The sequence below is a fragment of the Gillisella taibaishanensis genome, from assembly GCF_001938985.1.
GTDB classification, from domain to species: domain Bacteria; phylum Pseudomonadota; class Alphaproteobacteria; order Rhizobiales; family Rhizobiaceae; genus Allorhizobium; species Allorhizobium taibaishanense.
Window position 1 is genome coordinate 579,575 of record NZ_MKIN01000021.1, and the last position, 12,685, is coordinate 592,259.

Consider the following 12,685-nt stretch of genomic DNA (forward strand, 5'->3'; position numbering starts at 1 on the left):
CCAGCCCCTGCGAATTTAATGGTTGATCGCAACTTTTCGCGTCAAACCCTCTTGACTGCCGCCCGACTTGTGCAAAACTAACCGCATACGCATATTTATGCATAGCGAGGTTTTTATGCAGACCCAAGAGCTCGAGCGCATGGCCCGCCAGATCCGCCGGCGCGATCTCCAGGCCGTTTTTGAGGCAGGCGCCGGCCATATCGGCGGTGAGATGTCGGCGATCGATATTCTGACAGCACTTTATTTCCGCGTGCTGCGGATTTATCCCGACCAGCCGAAACATCCGGGCCGTGACCGGTTTGTCCTGTCCAAGGGGCATACCGCCTGTGCGCTCTACATCACGCTCGCCAAACGCGGTTTTCTTCCCGAAGACGAGATCTCGACCTTCCTCAAGCCAGGCTCGCGGCTGAACGGCCATCCGAACTGTAACAAGGTGCCGGGCGTGGAAACCAATACCGGGCCGCTTGGCCACGGCCTGCCCGTTGCAGTCGGCATGGCGAAAGCCGCCAAATTGTCCGGCGCCGATTACCGGACTTTCGTGATGACCGGCGATGGCGAGATGCAGGAAGGCTCGAACTGGGAAGCCATCATGGCCGCCGCGCAGTTCGGGCTCGACAATCTTACCCTCGTCGTCGACCACAACCGCTTCCAGCAAGGTGCTGCTCTTGCCGATACCAATGACATCGCTCCGCTGCGCCCCAAACTGGAAGCCTTTGGCTGGGAAGTGACCGAAATCAACGGCAATGCCATGGCCGAGGTGGTCACCGCCCTCGAATATCGCGGCGCGAGGCCGCATTGCGTGGTGGCCCATACCAACAAGGGCCATGGCATTTCCTTCATGCAGGACCGCGTCGACTGGCATCACAAAGTGCCGAACAAGGAACAGTATGAGATCGCTCTTGCCGAATTGTCGGAGGCTCTGTGATGAACGCGCTGACCCAAACCGGAGCCCCAGCTGAAAAGCTGCACGATTGCCGCGATGCCTTTGCCGAAACGCTGGAGCGACTGGCCGCCGCCAATGATACAATCGTCGCCGTCTGCAATGACAGCGTCGGCTCGTCAAAGCTCGGTGGCTTCAAGTCGAAATTCCCCGAGCGGCTTGTCAATGTCGGCATTGCCGAGCAGAACATGATCGGCGTCGGCGCCGGTCTTGCCAATGGTGGGCGCCTGCCTTTCGTCTGTGCCGCCGCCTGCTTTCTAACGGGCCGAGCGCTCGAGCAGATCAAGGCCGACATCTCCTATTCCAATGCCAATGTGAAGCTGATCGGCATTTCGTCAGGCATGGCTTATGGCGAACTCGGCCCGACACATCACTCGATCGAGGATTTTGCCTGGACACGGGTCCTGCCCAATCTACCGGTCATCGCCCCATGCGACCGGATCGAAACGGCGGCGGCGGTGGAATGGGCGGCAAGCTATGACGGCCCCTGCTTCCTGCGCCTGTCGCGTGTTGGTGTGCCCGACCTGCTGCCTGAAGGCCATGTCTTCGTGCCCGGCCGTGCCAATCTTCTGCGCGATGGGAAGGATGTGACGCTGATTGCCAATGGCACCCTCACCCACCGTATTTTGAAAGCGGCTGCGCTGCTTGCCGAGCGCGGCGTCGAAGCGCGCGTGCTGAACATGGCGACAGTTCGTCCGATAGACGAAGAGGCCATTATCAGCGCGGCTCGCGAAACTGGCGCCATTCTGACGGCAGAAGAACACTCCATCTTCGGTGGCCTCGGCTCTGCCGTTGCGGAAGTGGTCGTCGATCATCAGCCTGTGCCGATGAAGCGGCTTGGTGTTCCCGGCGTCTATGCCCATACCGGCTCGGCTGAAATGCTGCTCGACGAATATGGTATGGCGCCCTTGGCCATTGCCGAGGCGGCGCTGGCGCTGGTCAAGCGTAAATAAGTCATCATAAAACACATTTGAGCCGCCCGATGCCCTACCGGCCCGGGCGGTTCCGCTTCTTAGCCTCTTTCTCGGGATAGACGCCATGCGGGCCATTCTCGCCATCGATCAGGGCACCACCAATTCGAAGGCCATTCTCGTCTCGCCGGATGGCGCGATTTTGAGCCGAGGGTCATCAGCGGTCGGCATTTCCTATCCACAGCCGGGCTGGGTGGAACAGGACCCGAACCGGATCTGGGCCTCTGTGCAAGAAGCTATCGCCGCCTGCCTTTCAGCCTGCCCGCAGGCTGCCGTCGAGGCCATCGCCATTTCCAACCAGCGCGAATCGGTAACGATCTGGGACGGAGAGAGCGGCGAAGCGCTGGGACCGGTGCTGAGTTGGCAGTGCCGACGCACCGCAGATGACTGCGCGAAGCTGAATGGCGACGGCCACTCCATTCGGGTGCAGGAACTAACGGGCCTGCCGATTGACCCGATGTTTCCAGGCTCGAAAATGCGCTGGCTGCTGGAGCGGGCACCGAATGATCGTCACCTGCGGCTTGGCACCGTGGATGCCTGGCTTATCAACTGCATGACCGGCGGCGCGACCCACGCCTGCGACGCCTCCAATGCCGCCCGCAGCCAGGCCTTCGATCTGAAGGCGCAGGGCTGGAGTGAAGAACTGTGCTCTCTCTTCGGCATCGATCGCAGAGCGCTGCCCGACGTGCGCGACAGTTCCGGCGATTTCGGAGTAACTCGCGGTATTGCTGGCATTGCCAATGGAACGCCGATCCGGGCAGCAATTGGCGACAGCCATGCCGCCCTGTTCGGTCATGGTGCCTACCGTCCGGGCGATGGCAAGGTCACCTTCGGCACCGGCTCATCGGTCATGACAACGCTCGGTGAGTATATTGCGCCGGAAGGCGGTATCACCACCACGGTTGCCTGGCGGCTGGGCGGCAAGCCAACTTTCGCTTTCGAAGGCAATATTTTGGTGTCGGCGGCCAGCCTGCCCTGGATGACCGAAATCCTCGGCTTGCCAGATGTCGCAGCCCTGATCGCCTTGGCGGAGACGGCAGACCCCAATGGCCCCGGCTTTGTCCCTGCTTTTGTCGGACTCGGTGCGCCCTACTGGGATACAGAGTCGCGTGCGCTTTTTTCGCAAATCAATTTTTCGACCACTCGAGCGCAAATGGCGCGCGCGGTTACCGATTCCATCGCCTTCCAGGTACATGACGTCGTTGCCGCCATGCGCGCCCAGTCCACTCATGCCGCTGGCGCGCTCTATGTAGACGGCGGCCCAAGCCAGAACCGGTTTCTGATGCAATGCGTCGCCGATATCTTGCAGCATCCTGTGATCCAGCGGGAGGCCCCGGAAGCATCGGCACTGGGCGCCGCCTATCTCGCGGGCCTGTCGGTCGGCTTCTGGAGCAGCCTTGATGACATCGCCCGGCTTGCCGGCGACGGCAGCCGCATCGAACCCCAAGCCGGAGACCGGCAGGACAGGCTCGAGATCTGGAAGGATGCGATTGACCGCTCGACCTTTCGGCCCATTCCCGCTAAAGATGAATAAAAATTCATCCCCGGAGGACTGATGGGCCGCATCAACGAGCTTCGACTGGTGACCCGCGTGGCGCAGATGTATCATGTGGAGCGCAAGCGCCAGGCCGATATCGCGGCGCATCTGCACCTCTCCCAGGCGACGGTATCGCGCATGCTCAAGCGCGCCGAAGCCGAAGGCATCGTGCGCACCAGCGTCATTCCGCCCGCCGGCACGTTCAGCGATCTCGAAGACGGGCTGCGGCATCGCTTCGGCCTGCCGGAAGTGGTCGTCGTCGACTGTTCGGAAGACCGGGACGGCGCGATTATGTCGCGCATCGGCGAAGCAGCGGCGCATCTGCTCGAGGCGACGCTGATTCAGGGCGAAGTCATCGGCGTCTCCAGCTGGAGCCAGACGATCTTCAAGATGGTGGAGAACATCCATCCGCAGCGCGGCACGCTGGCGCGTTATGTCGTGCAAACGCTGGGCGGCATGGGAGACCCTTCCGTCCAGACCCACGCGACGCAATTGACCACGCGACTGGCGCGACTGACCGGCGCGGAGCCTAAACTGCTGCCGGTGCAGGGACTGGCATCGTCGCGCGAGGCCAAGCTGTTGATGCTGTCTGATCCCTTCGTGCGCGAAACCATGGACCTGTTCGACAGCATCACGCTTGCCATCGTCGGCATTGGTGCTGTCGAGCCATCGGAGCTTCTGGCCCGGTCCGGCAATATCTTTTCCGCCCGCGAATTGTCCGATCTGGCCGAGGCCGGCGCTGTCGGCGATATCTCGCTCAGGTTTTTCGACAGCAGTGGCAAATTCGTCAAGACGCCGCTGGACGACCGGGTGATCGGGCTGCCGCCGGAGGCGCTCTCGGGTATCCGGCGGGTCATTGCGCTGGCCGGCGGCCAGAAGAAAACTCCAGCGATCGCCGGCGCACTGCGGACCGGTCTTTTGCACATGCTGATCACCGACCGCTTCACAGCCGAGCGTCTGCTCTCGCTATAAAGGCTTTAAAGCATGTCGCGTTTAATTGCCCGCAATTAAACGATAACGTACATGCGACAAAAGAAGACCTAAAGCGTCGACACCGCTGCCTTGGTCTGCGGGCGGCGCAGCCTGTCGAGCAGGAGATAGATGGCCGGCGTCGTGTACAGCGTCAGGATCTGGCTAACGATCAAGCCGCCGACGATGGCATAGCCAAGCGGCTGGCGCAGCTCCGAGCCGGCGCCGTGGCCGATGGCCAGCGGAATGCCGCCAAGCAGCGCCGCCATGGTCGTCATCAGGATCGGCCGGAAGCGCAGATGCGCGGCCTGCACGATGGCATCCTTACTGCTCATCCCGTCCTTTTCCGCCTGAATAGCGAAATCGACCAGCATGATCCCGTTTTTCTTGACGATGCCGATCAGCAGGATAACACCGATCATCCCGACCAGACCGAAATCGAAACCGGCCCAGTCCAGCGCCAGCAGCGCGCCAAGCCCAGCCGAAGGCAGGGTCGACAGAATGGTCAGCGGGTGGATCAGGCTCTCATAGAGCACGCCGAGAATGATATAGACGACAAACAGCGACGCCAAAATCAGCAGCGGCACGGTGGCCAGTGATTCCTCGAAGGCCTTGGCGCTGCCGGAAAAGCTCGTCTGCAACGAGGCCGGCGGATGCAGACCCGCAACCGTGTTCTCAATGGCTTTCGTCGCATCGCCCAGAGCCACCGACGGCGCAAGATTGAAGGACACGGTTACCGCGGGCGACTGTCCCTGATGGGCAATGGAAACCGGTGCAACCCCATCCGTCGACCATTTGGCAACGACCGGCAAAGGCACCAGCGTGCCATTGCTTGAGCGGACCGATAGCCGATCGAGGGTCGACATATCGCGCTGCAGACTGGGCAGCACCTCCAGCACGACGTGGAACGTGTCCGTCTGGGTCGAATAGGACGCCACCTGCCGCTGGCCGAAGGCGTCGTAAAGCGTGTCATCGATGGTCGACGGCAGCACGCCATAAAGGCTGGCGGCGGCCCGGTCGATCTTGATAGTCAGGTTTGGCGCTTCCGCCTGCCGGTCGCTACCGACATCGCGCAGTTGCGGCATGGCCTGCAGCGCGTCGGTGACCTTTGTCGACCAGGTCGCGAGTTCGGCGATATTGGCGTCCTGCAACGTGTACTGATATTGGGTCTTGGCCGGGCGGGCGCCGATATTAATGTCCTGCGCCGATTGCATGAAAAGCTTGATACCCTGCTGCGCGTTGAGCGCCGTCCCCAGCCGATCGATGACCTCGCGGGCGCTGACGCCCCGTTCTGCCAGCGGCTTCAGGGTGATGTTCACATGGCCCTGGTTCATGGCATTGCCACCATTGCCGCCACCGATATCCATAAAGACACTGTAGACGGCGGGATCACGCAGGATGATCGCACTGACTTTTTCCTGCAGCTTGACCATTTCGCTGTAGGAGATGTCGGGAGACGCCTGAGAAAGCCCGGCGATAAAGCCGGTATCCTGCTCGGGAAAAAAGCCCTTTGGGATGGTGACGAACAGATAGCCGGTGAGGACCACAGTCGCCAGGAAGATGAACAATGTCACGTAAATATGCCTGAGGGCCGGCACCAGGCTGCGCGCGTAAAGCGCCAGCAGCCCATCGAAGAACGCTTCGCCGGCCCGATAGAGCCGTCCATGCTTTTCGCGGGCAACAGGCTTCAGAAAGCGTGCGGCCAGCATCGGTGTCAGCGTCAGCGACACGAAGGCTGAAAGCGCGATTGCCACCGTCAGCGTCAGCGCAAATTCACGGAACAGCCGGCCGACGATGCCGCCCATCATCAGGATCGGGATCAGCACCGCAACGAGGGTCAGGCTGATCGAAATGATCGTGAAGCCGATTTCGCTCGCTCCCTTGCGCGCGGCCTCAAGCGGGGCCATTCCGTCTTCGATATGACGACTGATATTTTCGAGCATGACGATTGCATCGTCGACTACGAAGCCGACGGCCACGACCAGTGCCATCAGTGAGAGATTATCGAGGCTGAAACCCAGCAGCCACATAGGAGCGAGCGCGCCGGCAAGGGCAATCGGCAGTGTCACGGCTGGAATCAGCGTGGCGCGCACATTGCGCAGGAACAGGAAGATCACGAGAACGACGAGGCCGATGGTCAAGAGCAGCGTGAACTGCACATCATCCACCGAGGCTCGGATCGTCGTCGTGCGATCGGTCACCAGTTCCAGCTTGATCGACGGAGGAAGCGACGCCTGCAGCGCCGGCAATTGCTTCTTGATGGCGTTGACGACCTCGATGACATTGGCGCCGGGCTGGCGGAATACGTCAAGCGCGATGCCGCGCTCGCCATTGGTCCAATGAGCCATCTTCGTGTCTTCGGCACCGTCGACGGCACGGCCGATATCCCGGATGCGGACCGGTCCGCCATTGCGATAGGCAATGACCGCATCGTTCCACTCGGCAGACGAGGTGATCTGGTCGTTGGTATAGATCGGAAAGGTCCGGGTCGGATCGTCGATATTGCCCTTCGGCGCGCTCAGGCTCAGATTGCCGATGGCGCTGCGGACGTCTTCGAGCGTCACATTCGCCTGGGCGAGCCTGCCGGGGTCGACGGCGATGCGGATCGCAGGCTTCTGCTTGCCGCCGATATTGACATAGGCGACACCGGAGACCTGGCCGATCTTTGTGGCGACATTGCTTTCAATATATTCGTCCAGTTCAGGCAGCGTCAGCAGATCGGATGTGGCAGACAATTGCATGACTGGCGCATCGGCCGGATTGACCTTGCGCACCGTCGGCTGGGAGGTCATGTCCTTCGGCAGCGAGCCGGAGGCCTCGCTGAGTGCCGTCTGCACATCGCTTGCCGCCGTCTGAATATCCTGATCGAGCGCGAACTGGATCGTAATGGACGTGTTGCCGAGCGAACTGGTCGAGGTCATCTCGGTAATGCCGCTGACGCGCGACAGCGCCTGTTCAATCGGCTGGGCAACGCTGGACGCCATCGTATCCGGCGAGGCGCCGGGCAGGCTGGCGGCGATCTGGACGGTTGGGAAATCCATCTGCGGCAAGGCCGAGACCGGTAGCAGCGGGTAGCAGATCGCACCGATCCCGGCGATGCCAACCATGATCAGGAAGGTGGCGACGGGATGGTCGATGAAAAAGTTGAAAAATCCGGATGTGCGCTTCACGGGTGACGTCTGCCCAGACGCCGAGTTCATTGGCTAACCCCAGGCAGGATCTGGCCGTCAGGCATGCCGTTCCAAGGCGTGACGCTGACCTTTACGCCATCACCGATCCGCGATTGACCATCCATCACGACTTGGTCACCTTCGGCAATACCTTTGGTGACAAGCGCGCGGGCATCGGTCACGAAAGCGGTGGTCACATCGCGCTTTTGGACCTTGCCATCCTTCCCGACGACATAGGCATAGAGACCCGCCGGGCTGCGCGCCAGCGCCTTATCAGGTACGACCACGCCCTGCCGGCGCTCGACGGTTAGCCGTGTGGCTACGGGTAGACCGGGCCAAAGCTTTTCGGCACTGTTGTCGAAATCGGCGCGCAAATGGATCGAGCCGGTCTCGGCATCCACCGCATTGTCCATGATCTTGAGTTGGCCAGTGCCAAGTTTGCTCGTGCCGTCGGTAGTGGACACTTCGACCGTGGCAATACCCTTGCGCATGGCATCGCGGATGTCTCCGAACCGGTCCCCGGGCGCCACGAAGGAAACGCCAATCGGGTCCATCTGGGTGATGGTCACGATGCCGGTGGTCGAACTGGCGCTGACGATGCTGCCGGGGTCGGCCTGGCGGAAGCCGGCCCGACCGGTGAAGGGCGCAGTAATCGTGGCAAAGCTGAGCTGGGTTTCGGCATTCTTGATCATCGCATTGTCGTAATCGACGGCTGCGGCAAGTTGCTGGCTGGTGGACCGCTTCTGCTCCAGCGTCGCCATTGCCGCGACACCGCTTTGGGTCAGCGTCTCATAGCGATCTGCATCAGTCTGCGCGCCTTTCAGCTGTGCCTCATCCTGGGCCCGCTTGGCCTTTGCCGAGGTAAGATCCGAGCGTAGCTGACTGTCATCCAGCCGCAGCAGCACCGCGCCTTTCTCGACGATTTGGCCTTCGCTGAAGGGAACCTCCAGCACCTGTCCATCGATGCGGGAGCGAACCGTGACCGATTGCAAGGGGGAAACCGTGCCGATGCCATAGATGACCCGGTCAAGGGTTTCGGATGTCGCGGCAATCGCGGTCACGGGAATGGGCGGGGGCTCTGCCTGGGACTGTGTTTCGGCTGCCGGAGCATGTGAAACGGGACTGAAAAGGACAGCTGCAAGCGACGCAATGATAAGTTTGGACGAACGGTCCATTGATCAGTTCCCCATGGGCAGCCGATTAATGTGTCCAGGTGCAAATTGTTCCCTCCGCGCCAGACTTTATTTTCAAGCAGGCTGCAAGCGACCCGGCGACCGGCATTGGAAACGCAGCGGCAAGCCGATAGCTTCGGCAATGGTGTGCGCCGCTTCGTCAGGCTGGAGACGGTAGATCGTATCACCGTCGGCGACTGAAAATGCACCCTTAGCCTGATCGAGGCAGGTCACTGCAAGGCTCGCCGTTACATTCATCCCCTGCATTACCGTCGAAAGATCGTGCGCGATGGCGTCGCGCAGCACCTGCAGGTCAAGCGGCGCGACCCGCAACGTGCCTTGCCAGGCATTTGGCGCATTGGTCGGATCGACGACGGTTATGCCCTCCACCGTATTCACCTCGCCCTTGAGCGGACCGGCGCCGTGGCGGGTCGCATAGCAGCGCGTTGCGTAGACCACATCGATGCCGGCGAGCTGCGCCTCGGCAGCGATGGACAGCATATTGGGCAGCCCTGTTTTCGAGCGCGTTACATGCGGGAAGGCGCCGTAATCCTGATCGAGCATCAGCCCCTGGGCGGCTTCGAAAATGATTGGCCCCAGGTCTTTCAGCCGACGATCCGGCCAGAGCGAGACGTAATCGAGATAGGCCTGGCAGTCGGCGACGAAGGCCTGAAGCGTCGCATCGGCAGCCAGCGCCTCTGCCAGCACTGGAGGAAGCTCCACAATTCCAAGATCCGCCAGCCGTTGCGGCACCCAGCGATCACGGATTGCAGCGAGCCTCTCGGCGAGATCCGGCCTGAAAAGATCCTGAGTCACCAGAGCAAACTCGGCGTTGAGGTTACGCTCGATGGTTTCGCCAAAACCGAGACCGCAGCTGCCATGGCGGGCATTGCCGCGCAGCAGTTCGACCGCCTGATTGATGATGACATCGTAGGGCGTCGTGACCAGCGCGCGCGGATCGCTGCTCAATTTTGGCTTCACGCCAAGCCCTGCCAATACGGCCAGTTCGTCGAGCAGCAGCATGGGATGGGCAACGAAAAACCGGCTGAAATGGGTGGCCGCACCGGCAAAGCTGCCGGCACCGACATGGTGGAACACGTGCCGGCGCCCTTCCGGAGAAACAACGGTGTGACCCGCCTGCGCACCGCCATTGCTGCGCACAACGGTCGCATTCCGTGTCGCGGCGGTCAGCCGGTCGACCAGCATACCCTTGCCCTCGTCGCCATAGCCTGCGCCGATCACGGCCTGAGCCCTCGTGTTCATGATCGTCTCCTTTGCTTGCCTGGTTGATGCTTCTAGATTCCTGTTTTCGCATCGGATTTATCCGAAAACCGGCTCCCACTTTTCTGTCCGATGCTGGAAGGATGGAGATAATGACCGACCACAGGAGGCCGGCCTGGCGGTTTCAGTCAGGTGACCGCTGATCAGAAGAAAGACAGAAACCGGTTCTTCGGACGCCTGCCGATCGCTTTGGCAACGACGCTCTGCGCGCCTGTATCCCAGCTCGACGCCACATCTTCGGCATTGCCGCCTTCGTTGATCTCGATGATCGACACGACCAGTTCGGCAATGCGGCGATAGTCTTCAAGAACATAGGTACGGCCGGGCAGCAGCGCCTCCCAACTGCCGAGAACCCGGCTCATCTGCGTGGAGGCATAGCCTTCGCGAATGACAATGTGGAAAACGTCATAGCGCTGCTGCGCTAGGTCGAGGCATTGCCGGGCCGTCAGCCCCCTGCGTTCTTCCGTACCGAAGATATTGGCGATCTGGCCGCCGCTCAGGCCATCGTGGATCGGCTCGTCGCCGATGGTGAACAGGTAGCCCTTGCGGCGGCGTTTATCGAAGGCGTCGCTTGCGGTTTTCCAGGCGGCAAAGAGATGGGCAGCACTATAGCTTTCACCATCGTTGCCGCCGCCATTGCCCTCCAGCCACAGCGACCGGATCTGGCTTGCCAGCGAAATATCCGCCTCGAACTGCGTCGCCTGCAGCGGCGCATTGTCCGTGAAGGCGTCGCCAACAGCTGCGACCAGAATATGCGGATCGGTCACCGGGCGCCGATCGTAAATTTCGGAGGTCAGGGTGACCAGACCGTTGCGCATCAACTCGTGGGCAATCATGCCCATCGAGCCCGTAACGTCGGTGGCGAGAATGATCGGTGTCGATAGCGGATTAAAATCGCTATCGCGGCTTTCGCGCACGGCAAACCGGGCCGGATCGAAACGAGGGTCCATGCCCCGTGCGCCGAAGACTTCATCCCGGCTGCGTCCATCGACATGGCGCGCGTTGTAATTGGACCAATCGGCGGTGTTGAAACGTCCCATACCCATGGCATGACTCCTTTTCTTTAGCCTTAGCTCTCTGCCGTTTTCTCGGCGCTACGGTCGCCAGTGGCGCTCCCGTCGTCGATGTCCAAGCAATAAACTTGCAAAGTGCAAATTGCAAGTTAAAAAATGCAAATTGTTGCTTTTATCGTCCTGCGCTATGAGGAGGTAACAACTGGCGCAGGAGCAACCGATGACCGACGAGCAATTTCCACGACCGATCGTGACCGTCGATATCGTTCTGCTCACCCTGTCGGATGAGCGCCTCTGTGTCGCTCTTCTGCCGCGCGCGACCGAGCCGTTTCAGACCTTCGCCGGATTGATCGGCGGCTATATCCATGCCGATGAGGATCAGGACGCCGAGGATGCCGTGCGCCGCATCCTCAAACAGAAAACCGGGCTCGACGGCATTTTCTTTGAACAGCTGCGCAGCTTCGCCTCTGCCAAGCGCGATCCACGTGGCTGGTCCGTGTCGATCGCCTATTTCGCACTGGTGCCGAAGCCGGTGCTGGAAGCCGCCGCTCACACACTGGAACTACGCCCCGTCACAGAGCCTGGCTCCCTGCCCTTCGACCATGGCGAGATCCTTGCAGCCGCAGTGAACAGATTGCGCGGCAAAGGCGCCTATTCGACGCTTCCCGCCCGGCTCCTGCCAGACATCTTCACCATGTCGGAACTGCAATCGATCTATGAGACCGTGATCGGCGAGCGGCTTGACCAAAGCGCCTTTCGCCGCAAGATCAGCGACCTCAATCTCCTCGAAGAGGTCGAGGGCGAAAAGCGGCAGACCGAGCGGGCCCGCCGACCGACCACTCTGTATCGGCTGAAGGACCCGATCTCCGTGTTCAATCGACGGATTTAAGCCTTTTCCATACATGTCTCTCGAAAGGCGCTGGAGAAAAAGATAGACGAGCTTATCGAGGAATTTCGACGCAACCTGTCCCCAACTCACGGTTAGACCATGCGATTGGACCCACAAGCTTTCTTCTACAGGCGTGTCGAAGCGCTTGGCGACATCGTCTTCGGCGTTGCCATGACGATGCTGGTCTATGACGTGCCGCTGCATGACAGGCTGAGTGCTGCACCGACGCTATCGGAAATCTGGAATGTCGATGGTCAGACGCTGACCGCCCTTGGCCTAAGCTTCGCTGTCGGGATGATGTTCTGGCTGAGCCACCACCGTCGGCTTGCGCTCGCCCGCCGCAACGGCGGCTTTGAATTCGTGGTCACGGCGGCGTTTCTACTGTCGATTGCCTGCCTTCCGCTCACGACCTCCCTCTACGGCATAAAGGGGGCCGCCGGCGATGTACTGACGGTCTACAGTTCCCATCTCGCCATAATTGCTCTGCTGAACGTGTTTCTCTGGTTGATGGCCTGGTACTCCAAGGCGGATATGACCGAGCCCGTCGCGGCGAACCTGCTCATCCCGCCGATCATTTCCTTCGCCATTCTCGCCGCTGCAGCAGTCACCTCTCTATGGTCGTCGGACCTCCCACAGATTCTGATGTATGCCGCATTCCTGTCGCCTCTATCAGAGCACCTCGCCAGAAGGGTTCACAGGACCGACAAAAAAGAGGGATAACGGGCGCAGAAGATGCGCCCGCC

Annotated in this window: 10 protein-coding genes; 6 read left to right on the top strand and 4 right to left on the bottom strand. The window is 60.8% G+C overall.

What is annotated here, in order from left to right:
* Positions 1-115 precede the first annotated feature (115 nt).
* The 4 genes from BJF91_RS09770 (at position 116) to BJF91_RS09785 (ending at position 4,420) form a co-directional block, all read left to right on the top strand.
* Positions 116-925, top strand: a complete 810-nt coding sequence (locus tag BJF91_RS09770; RefSeq protein WP_075614568.1) for a transketolase — start codon at positions 116-118, stop codon at positions 923-925.
* Positions 925-1,893, top strand: a complete 969-nt coding sequence (locus tag BJF91_RS09775) for a transketolase family protein (RefSeq protein WP_075614282.1) — start codon at positions 925-927, stop codon at positions 1,891-1,893. The genes BJF91_RS09770 and BJF91_RS09775 overlap by 1 nt, the downstream gene beginning before the upstream one ends.
* Before the next feature lie 85 nt (positions 1,894-1,978).
* A complete protein-coding gene (locus tag BJF91_RS09780; protein ID WP_075614283.1) occupies positions 1,979-3,445 on the top strand; it encodes an FGGY family carbohydrate kinase in 1,467 nt (488 codons plus the stop codon).
* 21 nt (positions 3,446-3,466) lie between these two features.
* Positions 3,467-4,420, top strand: coding sequence for a sugar-binding transcriptional regulator (locus BJF91_RS09785; protein WP_075614284.1), 954 nt, complete (start codon positions 3,467-3,469; stop codon positions 4,418-4,420).
* A 68-nt stretch (positions 4,421-4,488) separates the two neighbouring features.
* On the opposite strand, the gene BJF91_RS09790 is transcribed toward BJF91_RS09785, so the two are convergent.
* The 4 genes from BJF91_RS09790 to BJF91_RS09805 form a co-directional block, all read right to left on the bottom strand.
* Positions 4,489-7,587 carry an efflux RND transporter permease subunit gene (locus BJF91_RS09790; RefSeq protein ID WP_267890145.1) on the bottom strand — a complete coding sequence of 1,033 codons (3,099 nt, stop codon included), beginning with the start codon at positions 7,585-7,587 and terminating at the stop codon, positions 4,489-4,491.
* 26 nt (positions 7,588-7,613) lie between these two features.
* Positions 7,614-8,648 (bottom strand): efflux RND transporter periplasmic adaptor subunit, encoded by a 1,035-nt coding sequence (locus tag BJF91_RS09795; protein WP_234801588.1) that lies wholly within the window; start codon positions 8,646-8,648, stop codon positions 7,614-7,616.
* 186 nt (positions 8,649-8,834) lie between these two features.
* Positions 8,835-10,022 (bottom strand): adenylosuccinate synthetase, encoded by a 1,188-nt coding sequence (locus BJF91_RS09800; protein WP_075614287.1) that lies wholly within the window; start codon positions 10,020-10,022, stop codon positions 8,835-8,837.
* 161 nt (positions 10,023-10,183) lie between these two features.
* On the bottom strand, positions 10,184-11,086 hold the full coding sequence (locus tag BJF91_RS09805; protein ID WP_075614288.1) for a hypothetical protein: 903 nt from the start codon (positions 11,084-11,086) through the stop codon (positions 10,184-10,186).
* 187 nt (positions 11,087-11,273) lie between these two features.
* On the opposite strand from BJF91_RS09805, the gene BJF91_RS09810 reads away from it, so the two are divergent.
* Positions 11,274-11,942 carry an NUDIX hydrolase gene (locus BJF91_RS09810; protein ID WP_075614289.1) on the top strand — a complete coding sequence of 223 codons (669 nt, stop codon included), beginning with the start codon at positions 11,274-11,276 and terminating at the stop codon, positions 11,940-11,942.
* Positions 11,943-12,041: 99 nt separating this feature from the next.
* Positions 12,042-12,662 carry a TMEM175 family protein gene (locus BJF91_RS09815; RefSeq protein ID WP_075614290.1) on the top strand — a complete coding sequence of 207 codons (621 nt, stop codon included), beginning with the start codon at positions 12,042-12,044 and terminating at the stop codon, positions 12,660-12,662.
* Positions 12,663-12,685 lie beyond the last annotated feature (23 nt).

Bases quoted from the DNA above. Each gene is read 5' to 3' on its own strand.
- BJF91_RS09785 (WP_075614284.1), top strand. From the start codon at position 3,467: ATGGGCCGCATCAACGAGCTTCGACTGGTGACCCGCGTGGCGCAGATG.
- BJF91_RS09780 (WP_075614283.1), top strand. From the start codon at position 1,979: ATGCGGGCCATTCTCGCCATCGATCAGGGCACCACCAATTCGAAGGCC.
- BJF91_RS09805 (WP_075614288.1), bottom strand. From the start codon at position 11,086: ATGGGTATGGGACGTTTCAACACCGCCGATTGGTCCAATTACAACGCG.
- BJF91_RS09770 (WP_075614568.1), top strand. From the start codon at position 116: ATGCAGACCCAAGAGCTCGAGCGCATGGCCCGCCAGATCCGCCGGCGC.
- BJF91_RS09800 (WP_075614287.1), bottom strand. From the start codon at position 10,022: ATGAACACGAGGGCTCAGGCCGTGATCGGCGCAGGCTATGGCGACGAG.
- BJF91_RS09775 (WP_075614282.1), top strand. From the start codon at position 925: ATGAACGCGCTGACCCAAACCGGAGCCCCAGCTGAAAAGCTGCACGAT.
- BJF91_RS09810 (WP_075614289.1), top strand. From the start codon at position 11,274: ATGACCGACGAGCAATTTCCACGACCGATCGTGACCGTCGATATCGTT.
- BJF91_RS09815 (WP_075614290.1), top strand. From the start codon at position 12,042: ATGCGATTGGACCCACAAGCTTTCTTCTACAGGCGTGTCGAAGCGCTT.